The sequence below is a fragment of the Providencia rettgeri genome, assembly GCF_041075285.1.
GTDB classification, from domain to species: domain Bacteria; phylum Pseudomonadota; class Gammaproteobacteria; order Enterobacterales; family Enterobacteriaceae; genus Providencia; species Providencia rettgeri_G.
The window spans coordinates 945,289-960,200 of record NZ_CP163512.1 but is presented as its reverse complement, the minus strand read 5'-3'; the positions used below and the strand labels follow the sequence as shown (position 1 = coordinate 960,200).

Here is a 14,912-nt window from a genome sequence, read left to right as displayed (position 1 = left end):
ATAGAATTACCAGCTATATTTCTTCTATTCATAATAAATAAAGTACTTATCTATCAAGCGATTACAATTGATAATTAATAAGACACTCACCATCGCAAGTCATCGATAGGGATAAAGAAAAGAGAGGTAAAATAGCAGGAATAATAAAAGATAACACCAATAATGTTTAACTTATCGGTGTTAACAAGAAAGAAGAACGCTATTCAAGCGCTCTTGGCTAATTGCGGAAAAATTAACTCTGTATCACCTTGATATATTTTGGCTTGTTGGCTACCAAGAAAATAGTGTTCACCGCGATTAGGTATGACCGCGTTCGATTGCCAAACTACAGATAATGGACCATTCCCCCAGCCTATTGGCTGCACAGTCAACTGCCAAAAGTGCCCTCTTGGACCTGATTCAGTCACTTTTACTGGCAAGCGGTGCTGTTCATCGACTTCGGATTTTAATGAAATATCCCAAGGGCGCAAAAAGACATCCACCTCGCCTTGGTGTGCACTCGTATGATTTAATGGAAACTCATAACCATCAATCGCTAAAACCGACCCTTTGATCTGTGCAGAAATTTGATTAACTTCTCCCATAAACTCCAGCACAAATCGGGTTTCAGGTCGTTGCCAGATATCCTTTGGTGTGCCAACCTGCTCAATATGCCCTTGGCTCATCACTACAATTCTATCCGCAACTTCCATCGCTTCTTCTTGATCGTGTGTCACAAATACGCTGGTAAATTTAAGCTCATCATGTAACTGGCGCAACCAGCGGCGCAGTTCGATACGCACTTGTGCATCTAAAGCGCCAAACGGCTCATCTAACAATAAAATTTGTGGATCTACCGCTAATGCACGCGCCAGTGCAACACGCTGTTTTTGCCCGCCAGAAAGTTGAGCAGGAAAACGCGCGGCTAAATGCGCTAATTGCACCATCTCCAATAACTGCATAACTTTTTGCTTAATTTCTTGAGACGAAGGACGCTGTTTACGCGGTAGTACCGTTAAGCCAAATGCTACATTATCGAACACTGTCATATGGCGAAACAGTGCATAATGTTGAAAAACAAAACCAACGAGCCTATCTTTCGCATGAATTCGACTCACGTCTTGCCCATGAAAACGCAATATCCCACCACTTTGCTGCTCAAGACCTGCGATAATTCGCAGTAAAGTAGTTTTTCCTGAACCTGAAGGGCCTAATAAGGCCACCATCTCACCCGATGCAATATCCAGTGAAATATCGTTGAGTACTTGAGTTTTCCCAAACAACTTACCGATTTTTTCAATTTCAATACTCATGTTCAATGGACTCCTGATTCAGATTGCTGACGACTTAAATGCCATTGCAGCGCGCTTTTAAGGATTAACGTAATAATCGCCATTAGCGCAAGAATAGCCGCCGCAGTAAAAGCACCAACAGTATTGTAATCCTGATGCAATAATTCAACTTGCAAAGGTAACGTGTACGTTTCACCGCGAATCGCCCCTGAAACTACCGACACCGCACCAAATTCGCCAATAGCCCGTGCATTGGTTAACACAACACCATATAACAGCGCCCAGCGAATATTGGGTAACGTGACACGCCAAAACATTTTCCAACCTGATGCGCCAAGTAATACTGCGGCCTCATCTTCTTGGCTACCTTGGCTTAACATCAAGGGCACCAACTCTCTTACCACAAATGGACAAGTGACAAAAATCGTGACCAATGCCATTCCCGGCCATGAAAACATGACTTGGATATCAAAGCCTTCAAGCCAACCACCAAGCCAACTGTTTGAACCATAAAATAGGAGATATAACAGCCCTGCAACAACGGGGGAAACGGCAAAAGGAATATCCACTAATGTAAGCAAGAGCTGCCGTCCGGGAAACTGGAAACGCGTCACTAGCCACGCCATCATCGTGCCAAAAATCAAATTAACGGGAACCGTGATCAACGCAATTAATACCGTTAATCCAATAGCATGAAGCATATCCGGATTAGATAAATTAAGCAGAACTTCACCTAATCCTTTTTGCAACGCCGTAATAAAAATCCAAATAATAGGGATCACCAACAATAGGATGGAAAATAAAATACCAGCAGCAATTAGCAGCCATTTTCCCCAGTTAACCGATGTGCGTTGGGCGGTTTGTAACGGTGTAATTTGCGCCATTATTTCCCCCCTAGACGTTTGCCGAAACGACTTTGTACTAAATTAACACTGAATAACAGCAGTAACGAGACGGCTAATATAACGGATGCAACCGCACTTGCCGCAGGGTAATCAAATTGCTGTAACTGGCTAAAAATCATTAAAGAAACCACTTCTGTTTGCCAAGCAATATTCCCTGCAATAAAGATAATTGCACCAAATTCCCCCAGACTACGTGTGAATGACAAAACGGTTCCCGCAAGCAATGCCGGGGAAAGTTCAGGCATAATCACTCGGCGAAACGTTTGCCAACGGCTCGCACCTAATGTCTGTGCAGCCTCTTCATATTCAGGTCCTAGCTCTTCCAATACAGGCTGTACCGTCCGCACGACAAAAGGAATACTGGTAAAGGCCATTGCAACCGCAATCCCTAACCAAGTATTCACCACTTTGATATCAAACTGATGAAGATATTGGCCATACCACCCAGACGTGGCAAACAAGGTCGCCAGTGTTAACCCAGCTACTGCTGTTGGCAAGGCAAAGGGTAAATCCACTAAACCGTCTAATAATGTTCTACCTGGAAAACGATAGCGCGTTAAAATCCATGCCAATAACAACCCAAACACGGCATTAAATAAGCTTGCGACTAACGCAGACAATAATGTCACTTTATAAGCGGCAACCACCTGCGGGTAACTGATCACCGCCCAGTACTGTTGCCATGTCATTTCCGAGAGCTGGATCACTAACGCACTCATTGGTAGTAGCAAAATTAAACAGGTATAAAACAAGCTACTCCCCAGCGTTAGGCCAAAGCCCGGCAAAAAACGCTTTCCAGACCGATTCATTAACGGCGCCCTTGTGCCATTAATTCATCAAACTCCCCTCCTGTTGAGAAATGGACATCCATCACTTTTGGCCAACTCTCAAATTGAGATTCAACAGTAAATAATTTCGTTTCTGGGAATTTGCTTTTGTTTGCTTCCATCACCGCTTTATCATTCACTCGATAATTAAAGTTCGTAATAATTTCCTGCGCTTGCGGGCTGTATAAATAATTTAAATAGGCTTTCGCAACCTCTTCTGTCCCGTTTTTTTGTACATTTTTGTCCACCCAAGCCACAGGGAATTCCGCTAAAATATCGACAGGAGGCACGATCACTTCATAATCAGTTTCCCCGTATTGTGAGCGGATATTGTTCACCTCAGACTCAAAACTGATCAATACATCCCCAAGACCCCGTTCAATAAATGAGGTTGTTGCACCACGACCGCCAGTATCAAATACTTCCACATTTTTGAGGAACTGCTTCATTTGTTCACGTGTTTTTGTAGTATCCCCTTTATTTTCTTGGTCAAATGCGCCCCACGCGGCAAGGTAGGTATAACGACCATTACCGGATGTTTTGGGGTTTGGGAAAATCAACTTTACATCGCTACGAACAAGGTCGTCCCACGTTTTAATCCCTTTCGGGTTACCTTTACGCACTAAAAAAGCCATCGTGGAATAATATGGGGAACTATTATTGGGTAAACGCGCTTGCCAATCAGCAGGAATTAAATTGCCTTTATCATGTAAAATTTGTACATCAGTGACTTGGTTATAGGTCACGACATCGGCTTTCAACCCTTGCAAAATAGCCAAGGCTTGCTTTGATGAACCCGCATGAGACTGTTTGATAGTTAATTTGTCATTAGGGTGAGCCTCATTCCACTGCTTTTCAAAGGTGGGATTAAGGGCCACAAATAATTCACGGGCAATATCATATGAACTATTAAGGAGTTCAGCAGCGAATAAATGCGGGCTACCTAAAAAAGACAGGGTAGCTAAACTAGCTAAAGCAGTTTTCTTCAAAAAATGTGTTTTCATGTCATCCCCATTTATCACTAAAGCAAAATATCTGAATGAGTTCACTGTAGCGGTTTTGGTTATAACTGTGTAGCTATCAATCACATTTTAATATATCAAATTGGAATAACAAAGAAAGGAAGGAAATAAGCAATTAAATCTTTTTTATTATCAGATAGTTAAACTTATGAAGTTGGTTCAAGGATAGCGGTGAATTTATCGATACGGTGATAAAAACAGGGAAGAAGTTAAAAAATAAGGAAATCGCCGCATCCGTGCGGCAAGGAGTCATTTATAACGCAAGTAGTATTTCAATGGAAGGTGCGTAATAATAGCTACCTGAAACGGCTTTAGTCATGCGTAACAGATCATCATATTTACCATCTTTTTCACCGAACATACTTAACAGTTGCTGTTCAATATTGTGCAATCTTGCACAGTAGGCAATAAAAAATAGCCCGTGCTTACCGCTCGCTGTACCATACGGCAAGCTGTGGCGCATCACTTCGAGCTCTTCACCCTCTTCTTCAATCACTACACGTGAAACGTGAGAAGTCACATTACGAGCATTTTCATCCAATTCAACACTGTCTTTCTTCGTGCGACCAATCATTTTTTCTTGTTCGTGTTCAGAGAAACGGTCCCACTTGGTTAAGTCGTGCTCATAGCGTTGAACTAAAACATAGCTTCCGCCTTTATCGTTTCCTTCATCAATTAAAGTCACTTCGGCAATTTCTTCCCCTTGTGGGTTTTCTGTACCATCAATAAAGCCACTTAAATCGCGATCTTCAACCCAACGGAATCCATGTATTTCTTCAACCACATTGATAGATTTACCGAATGCTTTTAACGCGGCTTGTGCTAAAGAAAAGTTAATATCATGGCGCAATGATTGAATATGAATAAACATATCCCGTTGCGTTGCAGGGGCTAGTCCTTTACCTAATGCTCGAAAGGGTTTTAATTCCGGAGCACTGCCAGCTCGTCCCAATTGCTTCCACGTATCGGAACCAAACGCAATCACCGCGCCAAGACGATCATCTGGATATTGCGCTTGTAATTTTGTTAAAGCATCGACAAAACGTTTACAACCGTCTTTGACTTCATCCAACGAACCTTCTTGCACCAATGCTTCAATAAAAATACCGAAACGACTATGTTCTTTCAAAATACCACTTTGAGAATGAGACATGCGGTAAACCTCGTAAAATAAATATGTTATCTAACCTATCTGTTATCTAAAACGATAGGGTTATCGTACCTTATCGCTGTGTTCTTCACCTTGTTTTAACGCAAGGCTTTATAGGTTTCGCTGTCTATTATAAGAAAGAAAATTTAACAAAGGGGAAAATTTCTTTCTTAAATTCGGTAGAAAAATAATGGTGTGATAAAAAATACCGTAACTAATTAAATTAATTACGGTATTTTTAGAAAACGACTTATTTATGCCAAAGGATTTGAGAAATCTCCCACTCTTTTAGGTCGTTATCTGATGGCATCAAATCTTCCGGTCCTTGCCATTTACCTGTAAAGCGATAAACCACGTGGCTAGATTGTGGTGAGTTACATTCAATGGTTGGGAGATTATCTATGCGTTCGCCCAACCCACATACGCCAAAGGCTTTATCGTAAATATCACTAAATGGCGTACCAATTTTGGGGCCCCACTCTGTCACAATATCGGGATCACTCACCACAATTCGAGAAACATAACCATGCTCAGGACCAATAATCTCAACTTTCACTTTATCGTCATCAATGCCTTGAAAAATCGTGACCACTTCACCGTTTTCCATTTGCATTCCACTGCGAATAGAGTAACGGTCATCCAATTGTTTTTTAACGGTATCCACCTGCATAGGGGTAAAGTGGGTCACTTCACCAAGCCCTGAACTCGACACCATCAATGGGCTACTAAACCAAGTCGATGGTGAGAAAAATTTAAACCCAGCACATCCCGATAACAGGAATATTGAGCCCAAAAGGGAAACTTTTAATGTCTTGCTAAGGCACTGAGCGTTATTTAATTTTGCATGTTGGGACATATCATCCTCTTTAATTCGTCGCATAATGCATATTGTGACAATCTATTTGCCGAAACATTCAAATCAATGAAACAACAAATAGCAATTAACCTAGAAATCCGTTTCGTGAGTTAATTTTTTCGAATAAATCAAACGTTCTGGTTGTTCTTCTTCGTACTGCATTTTTTCAAACATGGTGATAGCAGCATCGAATTCTTCATTCACTAATAATTCTATTCTGCCACACCCTCGGGCAATTAATTTTTTCTCCAGTCGGCTGACTAACGCATTCGCGATCCCCCGCCCACGGAAATCAGGGTGTACAGCAAGATAAACGGCGGTGCCACGAATACCATCATAACCGCCCATAATAGTGCCAACAACTTCCCCAGTTACTTCTGCAACTAAAAACAAGTCTGCACCACATTGTAATTTACGTTCGATGTCAAGTTCAGGATCCCCTGAAAATTCAATTAGGGAACAACGCTCCCATAATGTCAGTACATCCTCATAATCACTTTGGCGGAAGATCCGTATTTCCATAACATTTGCCTGTTTAAACTAATCTTCCTGTCATTATCACTTGTTTTACAACACAATCAATATTCAATATGCCTTTTTTACCTTAAACAGGTATACTTTATTCATTATTTTTTCCCTTTGGTTTTATTAGAAAACAATGAATTACCCAGATATTAATCGTGTAAAAGCTTATTTGCTAAGCTTACAAGAAACTATTTGCAAAAAAATCACTGAGCTAGATGGTAAGGAAACTTTTCTAGAGCAAACATGGGAACGCGCTGAAGGTGGCGGCGGACGTAGTCGCGTTTTAACTAATGGCTCACTTTTTGAACAGACGGGTGTCAATTTTTCGCATATTAAAGGTGCACAACTTCCTGCTTCTGCATCTGCGCACCGTCCTGAGCTTGCAGGTCGTAGCTACCAAGCGATGGGGGTTTCTCTTGTTATCCACCCACTAAACCCTTATATCCCAACTACGCACGCCAATGTTCGCTTTTTTATTGCCGAAAAAGAGGGAGAAGATCCTGTTTGGTGGTTTGGTGGTGGCTTTGATTTAACGCCCTATTATGGTTTTACTGAAGATGTTATCCATTGGCATACGGTCGCACGCGATTTGTGCCTTCCCTTTGGGGAGGATATCTATCCAAAATATAAGCATTGGTGTGATGAATATTTCTTCTTAAAACACAGAAATGAGCCACGAGGTGTCGGCGGTCTGTTTTATGATGACCTTAATCAAGGCGGGTTTGAACACTGTTTTAACTTCACCCAAGCGGTCGGCAATGGTTTTTTACACGCTTATGTGCCCATTGTTGAAAAACGACGGGACTATTCATGGGGTGAACGTGAACGGCAGTTTCAATTATATCGTCGTGGTCGTTATGTGGAATTTAATCTTGTTTGGGATAGAGGGACATTATTTGGCTTACAAAGTGGTGGTCGGACTGAATCAATCTTAATGTCTATGCCCCCACTTGTTCGCTGGCAGTATGACTATCACCCTGAACCGCAGAGCGCCGAAGCAAAACTCTATACTGACTTTTTAATATCGGGTAAAGAGTGGCTATCACCATAATTAATAGTATTAACTTATATAGAAAGGTAGAAAAATGATATTTTACCTTTCTGATAAAAAACAACAGTTACTAATTTAATAGCTTAGATATCATATAGTTACAATAATAACATAACCGATTATGATTCCATTTCACCCAATTGAAATGGAGTTATATCATGAGTCACATCCTTGCCCGTTCATTACTATCCCCATGTTTAGTGTCTAACCTCATTACTGAAAATGACTCAGTTGGACTTAAATCCACACTAATACATATCAATGATATGATGAGCCGTGTCTATACCGATGAAGAAGTCCAACGTCAGCGTAACTTGTTATCCCAGTGTAGTGTGAGTACCGATAATAACTATAACCGTGTTATACGTGATGCCCAACAACCTGTTGCCCATACTAGCCACAATCACTCAGATCTTCCTATTTGCCAGCAGGACAAACTGTCTAGCGATGAACACATGCTCTATGATGACTACAAAGTTGTGATGAGTGAAGGAGATGCCAGAGCCCCATCAAAGCCTGCCGGTCATGTTTTTGACTCTGTAGGGACTGTTCGTACATTTTTTAAGGAGAAATTAAATATTGATCAAATGTTTGGCTGTGCTGCTAATATCAATGCGATTATTCATTATGGAACAAACTATGCCAATGCTTTCTGGGATTCTCAAGCTATTTTCTTTGGGGATGGAGATGGAAAAACTTTTGGTCCATTCTACAATGACATTGACATAATCGCCCACGAACTCGCTCACGGTTACATCAGCTCAAAAGCTAATTTTAACTATATTTTCCAGTCAGGGGCGCTTAATGAATCTGTTGCTGACGTTATCGGTATTATGGTCAAACAATTCGTAAACAACGAAAGTGCCTTAACATCAAATTGGTTACTCGGGGAAAATCTTTTTATTAATAAAGTAAAAGCGCCCGCCCTGCGTTCAATGTCTAAACCTGGCAGCGCATATTATTTCTCAAGATACAATAAAGATCCGCAAGTTGCCCATATGGATGACTACCAGAATTTACCTTATACCGTAGATAACGGTGGTGTTCATATCAATTCAGGTATTCCCAACCGGGCATTCTATTTATTAGCCACAGAATTAGGTGGAAACACGTGGGATATTGCGGGGAAAATCTGGATAGCTGCGGTTTCAGATCCTAAGGTCACATCCACCTCTAACTTCAAACAGTTTGCAACTGCAACCATAAATAATGCGCGCAAACTATTTGGCGAAAAAATTGCCTTTCAGACACAAAAAAGTTGGGAAAATGTTGGATTGGTATTCGATAAACATTCATCGTAAATCACAAGCTAATGCCGTAAGAACACGTTGATCACTCACTTTTTTTAATGTTATTGATATAAAAGGCCGATGTTTAAGCAAATCTAATGCCCAATCATTCAGCCTTGTATTCCAGTGTATTTTTAACTAAACCCACACGTTAACGCTTTTTCTTTTTACGACCCGGTTGTGTAAATTTTTTACGTGTAGGGTTTTCAGGTTTCGCCTTGGGTTTATTCCCTGTATTAGTTTTCGCTCCGCTACCACTTTTACTGGTTGTTTGCGTCTTTTGAGACTTTTTCGGTTTAATATTGGATTCTGATTTTTCCATCAAATTAAATAATTCAATAAGCTCATCATCCGTTAAATCACGCCATTCACCTACCGGTATTCCAGTTAATTTTACATTCATAATACGAATGCGTTCGAGCTTTGTCACTTCAAAGCCAAAGTACTCACACATGCGACGAATTTGCCGATTGAGTCCTTGAACAAGGGTAATGCGAAAAACAAACGGGGCTTCTTTTTTCACCTTACACTTTTTAGTCATTGTGCCCAAAATAGGGACACCAGCCCCCATGCCACGAATAAACTCATCAGTGATAGGTTTATTCACCGTCACAAGGTACTCTTTCTCGTGAGAATTACCCGCACGCAAAATTTTATTGACTAAATCCCCATGATTGGTCAAAAAAATCAGGCCTTGAGAGTCTTTATCTAAGCGACCAATCGGAAAAATGCGGGTACTGTGATTCACATAATCAACAATATTATCTTTTTCACCGCTTTCTGTCGTACTGACTATCCCCACAGGCTTATTGAGAGCAATAAGGACTAAATCTTCTTCATTACGAGGCTCAATCAATTGTCCATTAACTTTCACCACATCACCGGAGAAAACTTGATCACCAATGCCTGCACGTTTACCATTAATAAATACATTTCCCTGCTCAATATAACGGTCAGCTTCACGCCTTGAGCAAATTCCGCTTTCACTAATATATTTATTTAAACGTGTAGAAGAACGAGTATCCATAAATTCCCTCAATCATTGATGATCCGTCGACACCATTGTTATTCATTATTGGCCGAACGGGTTTGCGCTTTAGTCGCTAAAACTGTCAATAGGTAATATAACAAAAAGCCGTAACAGGTTGATATGTTACGGCTTTGATGTCGATTAAGGTTAAATGTACCTTAATGACATATTAACGTTTTTTCAAATGCTGCATCAAACGCTTACGTTTACGTAATTGCGTTGCTGTCAGTTTATTTTTCTTATCCGCATACGGGTTTTCACCCTCTTTAAATAGGATACGAATTGGCGTCCCCATGACTTGCAATGAACGACGGAAATAGTTCATCAGATAACGTTTATAGCTATCTGGTAAATCAGAGACTTGATTCCCGTGGATCACCACAATCGGTGGGTTATGCCCGCCAGCATGCGCGTATTTCATTTTCACACGGCGACCGCGGATCATCGGCGGTTGATGCTCATCTTCCGCCATTTTCATGATACGGGTCAGTAATGCTGTACCAACGCGGCGCGTTGCGGATTCATAGGCTTCTTGAACAGATTCAAATAAGTTACCCACACCGCTGCCGTGTAATGCAGAGATAAAGTGAATACGCGCGAAATCAACAAAACCAAGACGCAATTCAAGCATATCTTTCACGTGTTCACGATCTTCAGGCTTCATACCATCCCATTTATTCACCGCAATCACCAATGAACGACCAGCATTCAAAATAAAGCCAAGTAAAGATAGATCTTGGTCTGAAATGCCTTCTCGCGCATCGATAACTAATAAAACAACGTTAGCATCTTCAATGGCTTGTAGCGTTTTAATAACAGAGAATTTTTCAACGGTTTCGGTGACTTTCCCACGTTTACGCACCCCTGCCGTATCAATAAGAATGTACTCGCGATCATCCCGTTCCATTGGGATATAGATACTATCGCGAGTCGTGCCCGGCATATCGAATACCACCACACGCTCTTCGCCTAAAATACGGTTTGTTAGCGTTGATTTACCCACATTAGGGCGGCCAACAATTGCGAGCTTAATCGGCAACGTTGTTGGGTCAAAATCGTCTTCGTCGTCTTCTGCGAGTTCGCCTTTCGCTTCTAACTCAGCCCAATAGGCGGCATTTTCTTCTTCTTCCGTTAACTCAACTTCTTCATCTTCAACAATAAACGGCTTTAATGATTGCTCAATCAATTGTGTAACACCACGACCGTGGGAAGCAGCAATCGGGTGGATTTCACCTAAGCCAAGAGAATAGAAATCACCAATTGCTGTGGTAACATCAATACCATCAGTTTTATTTGCCACTAAATAGGTTTTTTTCTTGCGACTACGTAAGTGCTTAGCAATACCTTCATCCGCAGGCATTAGACCCGCGCGGGCATCAACCATAAAAAGTACGATGTCTGCTTCTTCAATAGCCTGTAAGGATTGCGCGGCCATGTGTGTTTCCACACCTTCTTCAGTCCCATCGATACCACCCGTGTCAATAATAATGAACTCATGCCCTTCCACTTCAGCGCGTCCATATTTACGATCACGAGTCAGACCAGGAAAGTCCGCTACTAATGCGTCACGGGTACGGGTTAAACGGTTAAATAACGTGGATTTTCCTACGTTTGGACGCCCTACCAGCGCTACGACGGGTATCATTCTTAGATGCCTCACAACTTTAATTAACTAAGGAATTCTGAGGCTTAAACTCAGAAAACAAAAAAACGAAACGGCTCCTGTTATCAGGAACCGTTTATTTTATCGGTAAAATGCCAGTTTGTCAGAAAATTAACGCGTTAACAGATAAACTGTTCCGTTTTTTGCCTGAACCATCAGCTTATCACTTGCCACAACTGGACGTGCATGAATACCGGAGCTATTCAGTTTGTTTTGCGCAACAAACCCACCTGTATTCATATCTAACCAATGCAAATAGCCTTCTTTATCACCGACAACAAGGTAGCCATTATACATCTCTGGTGCCGATAACCCACGGTTAAGCAGCTCTTCTTGTGTCCATAAGGTCACGCCGTCACTTTTACGCACGGACAGAACTCGGTCATTTTGGTCTACCAAGTATAAATTTTCCCCTGATAACACCATATTGTTCACCGAACCTAATTCGCGTTTCCATAGAATTTGCCCTGAACGCATATCTAATGCCGCCAATGTGCCATTGTATGCAATTGCATACACTTTACCATCATCAATAATCGGTGACATATCGACATCATTCAAACGACCAATTTCGGTAGAGCTGGTCACTTGTGAAATGCGCTGTTGCCAAATCAACTGGCCTTGGGACAATAACACTGCACTGACGCGACCGTTGTCACCGCCCACAATCGCTGCACCAAAAGCGACCGCAGGGGCTGACTCACCACGCAATGACAGTGATGGTGTATCCATGTTCACGGTCCATTTGATTTCACCACTGTTAACATCAAGGGCTTGCAATTGACCATTACTCGTATGGATTAACACTAAATCATTGCTAACGGTTGGTTTAGATAGTGCTTCACCGGCGACTTCAACATCCCAAACAACTTGACCATCTTCTTTATTCAACGCGATGACTGTACCGCGTTCGGTACCAATAAAGATTTTGTCACCATCAATGGTTAAACCACCCGACAACAGCGCAGACAAGTTAGCAGAAAGGAAACCTGTGCGCTTGGAAAGATCAACCGACCAAATCTCTTTACCGCTATCGAGCTCAAATGCTTTCACTAAACCTTTACGATCCGCCGCGTAAACTGCTGAACCATCCCAAACAGGCGCTAATTCAGAGTAAAATTGCCCAACACCGTTACCAACAGATTTATCCCAAACAATTGAGGGAGTAAATTGATTCTCAACCTGTGGTAGTGGCGCCATAACGATAGAATCAGTTTCGCTGGAACAACCGGCAAGTAAAGCTGAAGCGACTAGGCCTATCAAAAGAGTTTTGCGCAACTGCATGTTTGTCGTTTCCTTTCTTCTTATGAATTAGATACGTTGTTCAATTTCAGAGTCAAAATACCTCTAATCGATTGAGAACCTTCACTTTCTAACCCCTGTGCGTAAGCGGCTTTTGCGCCGGCTTTGTCGCCTTTATGGAGTAAAGCATCACCACGGACATCCTGTGCCGTCGCTTGCCATGACTTACCTTTGATATTGGCAACAGAGGCGATTGCGCCATCAGCATTGCCTTGAGCAAGTTGTACTCGCGCTAAACGTAAGTTGATCAGATCTTGCATATCAACTGTTTTTGCTTTCGCCAACGCATTGCTTAATGCCGTTTGCGCACTGGCTAAATCACCTTTGTCGACCGCGATTTGTGCAAGTTCCAGCCCCATCATGGCACTGTAAACATCATCCGTTTCAGCCGCAAATTTTTGCGCAGCAGCAATGCCCTGTTCTGAACCTGAGCGTAGTTCAGTGTTGATTGTTTCATATTTTTGCGCGCTTTCTTGCAGAACATTGGCCTTATGGGACTGCCAATAATTCCAACCAAACACCCCACCCACACCAATGACCAGACCAATGACTAATGGCGCACCATAATTTGCGAAAAAGCGTTTAATCGCGTCAATTTGATCATTTTCGTTCGTATAGACTTCCACTTGTCTCTCCTTAACCTAATAGCTCAGTAATGCGTGATGCCATTAGTTGCTGTGAAATAGTTTCTTGCGCGCCAGTTCGTAAATCTTTTAAGGTAACTTGGCCATTATTAATTTCATCTTCCCCCAAGATCAGTGCAATTTTAGCGCCTTGTTTGTCGGCTCTTGCTAACTGTTTCTTGAAGTTTCCGCCACCGTGGTTAGTCATTACCCGCAATGTTGGCAATTCGTCACGCACTTTTTCTGCAACCTGCAATGCAGCTTGTTGGCTATTATCGCCAAATGATGCCAAATAAACATCCGCGACTGACGTATCTGCTGTAAATTCAGGATTAACTGCCTGAACTAACAACACCATTCGTTCCATGCCCATCGCAAAACCAACCGCAGGGGTTCCACGACCGCCGAGCTGTTCAACGAGACCATCATAACGTCCCCCTGCGCACACAGTACCTTGTGAACCTAATGCTGTTGTTACCCACTCGAAAACGGTACGGTTATAATAGTCAAGACCACGAACTAAACGTTGATTAATACGGTACTTAACCCCGGTATTATCCAATAGTTTGCATAAACCATCAAAGTGTTCACGTGATTCGACATCAAGGTAGTCAAACAGTTCCGGCGCATCATTCAATAAAGCTTGAATATCTTGATTTTTGGAATCTAAAACCCGTAGTGGATTGGTGTACATACGGCGTTTACAGTCTTCATCCAGCTTATCTTTATGTTGCTCTAAGAATGCCACCAGCGCTTCGCGATAATTGGCACGCGCCTCTAAAGAACCAATTGAGTTCAGTTCTAGCGTCACATGTTCACTAATGCCTAGTGCTTTCCACCAACGGGCTGTCATTAAAATGACTTCAGCATCAATATCTGGACCGGCTAAACCAAATACTTCCGCACCTAATTGGTGAAATTGGCGGTAACGGCCTTTTTGAGGGCGTTCATAGCGGAACATCGGGCCCAAGTACCATAAACGCTGTTCCTGATTGTACAGCAGGCCATGCTCAATACCCGCACGGACACAGCCAGCGGTATTCTCAGGGCGTAATGTCAGACTTTCTTCGTTACGGTCATTGAAAGTGTACATTTCTTTTTCAACAACATCCGTCACTTCACCAATCGCTCTGCGAAATAGCGGGGTCTGCTCTACAATCGGGGTACGAATTTCACTAAAACCATAACCCTGTAAAATATTTTTTAATGTTGCTTCGATTTTCTGCCATACACGTGTATCGGCTGGCAAATAATCATTCATGCCGCGAATGGCTTGGATATTTTTTCCCACTTTCTTTCTCTATTTTCAGAATGACATTAGTTTGATTATAAGAGCGAAATATCATCAGGTTCAATCAACAAACACCAAATCCTGATATGAATCGAGATTTATCCGTT

The 14,912-nt window shown here is 42.0% G+C and carries 14 protein-coding genes; 2 read left to right on the top strand and 12 right to left on the bottom strand.

Annotated elements, in window-relative coordinates:
• Positions 1-203 precede the first annotated feature (203 nt).
• The 7 genes from cysA to AB6N04_RS04305 all read right to left on the bottom strand — a co-directional run bounded on the left by cysA (position 204) and on the right by AB6N04_RS04305 (position 6,553).
• The gene (gene cysA, locus AB6N04_RS04335; RefSeq protein WP_369310696.1) at positions 204-1,292 is read right to left on the bottom strand and encodes a sulfate/thiosulfate ABC transporter ATP-binding protein CysA; all 1,089 of its coding nucleotides are present in this window, start codon (positions 1,290-1,292) and stop codon (positions 204-206) included.
• 2 nt (positions 1,293-1,294) lie between these two features.
• Complete coding sequence (gene cysW, locus AB6N04_RS04330; RefSeq protein ID WP_369310695.1) at positions 1,295-2,155, bottom strand: sulfate/thiosulfate ABC transporter permease CysW; 861 nt, start codon at positions 2,153-2,155, stop codon at positions 1,295-1,297.
• Positions 2,155-2,985, bottom strand: coding sequence for a sulfate/thiosulfate ABC transporter permease CysT (gene cysT / locus AB6N04_RS04325; RefSeq protein WP_369310694.1), 831 nt, complete (start codon positions 2,983-2,985; stop codon positions 2,155-2,157). The genes cysW and cysT overlap by 1 nt, the downstream gene beginning before the upstream one ends.
• A complete protein-coding gene (locus AB6N04_RS04320) occupies positions 2,985-4,007 on the bottom strand; it encodes a sulfate ABC transporter substrate-binding protein (protein WP_369310693.1) in 1,023 nt (340 codons plus the stop codon). Before AB6N04_RS04320 ends, cysT begins: the two co-directional genes overlap by 1 nt.
• 271 nt (positions 4,008-4,278) lie before the next feature.
• Positions 4,279-5,178 (bottom strand): Dyp-type peroxidase, encoded by a 900-nt coding sequence (locus AB6N04_RS04315; protein ID WP_369310692.1) that lies wholly within the window; start codon positions 5,176-5,178, stop codon positions 4,279-4,281.
• A gap of 247 nt (positions 5,179-5,425) precedes the next feature.
• The gene (locus AB6N04_RS04310; RefSeq protein ID WP_369310691.1) at positions 5,426-6,031 is read right to left on the bottom strand and encodes an RpoE-regulated lipoprotein; all 606 of its coding nucleotides are present in this window, start codon (positions 6,029-6,031) and stop codon (positions 5,426-5,428) included.
• Between the two features lie 90 nt (positions 6,032-6,121).
• A complete protein-coding gene (locus AB6N04_RS04305) occupies positions 6,122-6,553 on the bottom strand; it encodes a GNAT family acetyltransferase (protein WP_369310690.1) in 432 nt (143 codons plus the stop codon).
• A gap of 136 nt (positions 6,554-6,689) precedes the next feature.
• On the opposite strand from AB6N04_RS04305, the gene hemF reads away from it, so the two are divergent.
• Both hemF and AB6N04_RS04295 read left to right on the top strand, forming a co-directional pair.
• Positions 6,690-7,607, top strand: coding sequence for an oxygen-dependent coproporphyrinogen oxidase (hemF, locus tag AB6N04_RS04300; RefSeq protein WP_369310689.1), 918 nt, complete (start codon positions 6,690-6,692; stop codon positions 7,605-7,607).
• A gap of 158 nt (positions 7,608-7,765) precedes the next feature.
• Positions 7,766-8,908 carry a M4 family metallopeptidase gene (locus tag AB6N04_RS04295; RefSeq protein WP_369310688.1) on the top strand — a complete coding sequence of 381 codons (1,143 nt, stop codon included), beginning with the start codon at positions 7,766-7,768 and terminating at the stop codon, positions 8,906-8,908.
• A 139-nt stretch (positions 8,909-9,047) separates the two neighbouring features.
• On the opposite strand, the gene rluF is transcribed toward AB6N04_RS04295, so the two are convergent.
• The 5 genes from rluF to hisS form a co-directional block, all read right to left on the bottom strand.
• Positions 9,048-9,923, bottom strand: a complete 876-nt coding sequence (rluF, locus tag AB6N04_RS04290) for a 23S rRNA pseudouridine(2604) synthase RluF (protein WP_369310687.1) — start codon at positions 9,921-9,923, stop codon at positions 9,048-9,050.
• 172 nt (positions 9,924-10,095) lie between these two features.
• Positions 10,096-11,571 (bottom strand): ribosome biogenesis GTPase Der, encoded by a 1,476-nt coding sequence (gene der / locus AB6N04_RS04285; protein ID WP_369310686.1) that lies wholly within the window; start codon positions 11,569-11,571, stop codon positions 10,096-10,098.
• A 129-nt stretch (positions 11,572-11,700) separates the two neighbouring features.
• Positions 11,701-12,873, bottom strand: a complete 1,173-nt coding sequence (gene bamB, locus AB6N04_RS04280; RefSeq protein ID WP_369310685.1) for an outer membrane protein assembly factor BamB — start codon at positions 12,871-12,873, stop codon at positions 11,701-11,703.
• A gap of 20 nt (positions 12,874-12,893) precedes the next feature.
• Positions 12,894-13,517: a YfgM family protein gene (locus AB6N04_RS04275; RefSeq protein ID WP_369310684.1), complete on the bottom strand. Its 624-nt coding sequence runs from the start codon at positions 13,515-13,517 to the stop codon at positions 12,894-12,896.
• 10 nt (positions 13,518-13,527) lie between these two features.
• The gene (gene hisS, locus AB6N04_RS04270) at positions 13,528-14,805 is read right to left on the bottom strand and encodes a histidine--tRNA ligase (RefSeq protein ID WP_369310683.1); all 1,278 of its coding nucleotides are present in this window, start codon (positions 14,803-14,805) and stop codon (positions 13,528-13,530) included.
• Positions 14,806-14,912: the final 107 nt, after the last annotated feature.

Excerpts from the sequence above, each read along its gene's own strand:
- cysA (WP_369310696.1), bottom strand. The coding sequence starts at position 1,292 with ATGAGTATTGAAATTGAAAAAATCGGTAAGTTGTTTGGGAAAACTCAA.
- cysW (WP_369310695.1), bottom strand. The coding sequence starts at position 2,155 with ATGGCGCAAATTACACCGTTACAAACCGCCCAACGCACATCGGTTAAC.
- cysT (WP_369310694.1), bottom strand. The coding sequence starts at position 2,985 with ATGAATCGGTCTGGAAAGCGTTTTTTGCCGGGCTTTGGCCTAACGCTG.
- AB6N04_RS04320 (WP_369310693.1), bottom strand. The coding sequence starts at position 4,007 with ATGAAAACACATTTTTTGAAGAAAACTGCTTTAGCTAGTTTAGCTACC.
- AB6N04_RS04315 (WP_369310692.1), bottom strand. The coding sequence starts at position 5,178 with ATGTCTCATTCTCAAAGTGGTATTTTGAAAGAACATAGTCGTTTCGGT.
- AB6N04_RS04310 (WP_369310691.1), bottom strand. The coding sequence starts at position 6,031 with ATGTCCCAACATGCAAAATTAAATAACGCTCAGTGCCTTAGCAAGACA.
- AB6N04_RS04305 (WP_369310690.1), bottom strand. The coding sequence starts at position 6,553 with ATGGAAATACGGATCTTCCGCCAAAGTGATTATGAGGATGTACTGACA.
- hemF (WP_369310689.1), top strand. The coding sequence starts at position 6,690 with ATGAATTACCCAGATATTAATCGTGTAAAAGCTTATTTGCTAAGCTTA.
- AB6N04_RS04295 (WP_369310688.1), top strand. The coding sequence starts at position 7,766 with ATGAGTCACATCCTTGCCCGTTCATTACTATCCCCATGTTTAGTGTCT.
- rluF (WP_369310687.1), bottom strand. The coding sequence starts at position 9,923 with ATGGATACTCGTTCTTCTACACGTTTAAATAAATATATTAGTGAAAGC.
- der (WP_369310686.1), bottom strand. The coding sequence starts at position 11,571 with ATGATACCCGTCGTAGCGCTGGTAGGGCGTCCAAACGTAGGAAAATCC.
- bamB (WP_369310685.1), bottom strand. The coding sequence starts at position 12,873 with ATGCAGTTGCGCAAAACTCTTTTGATAGGCCTAGTCGCTTCAGCTTTA.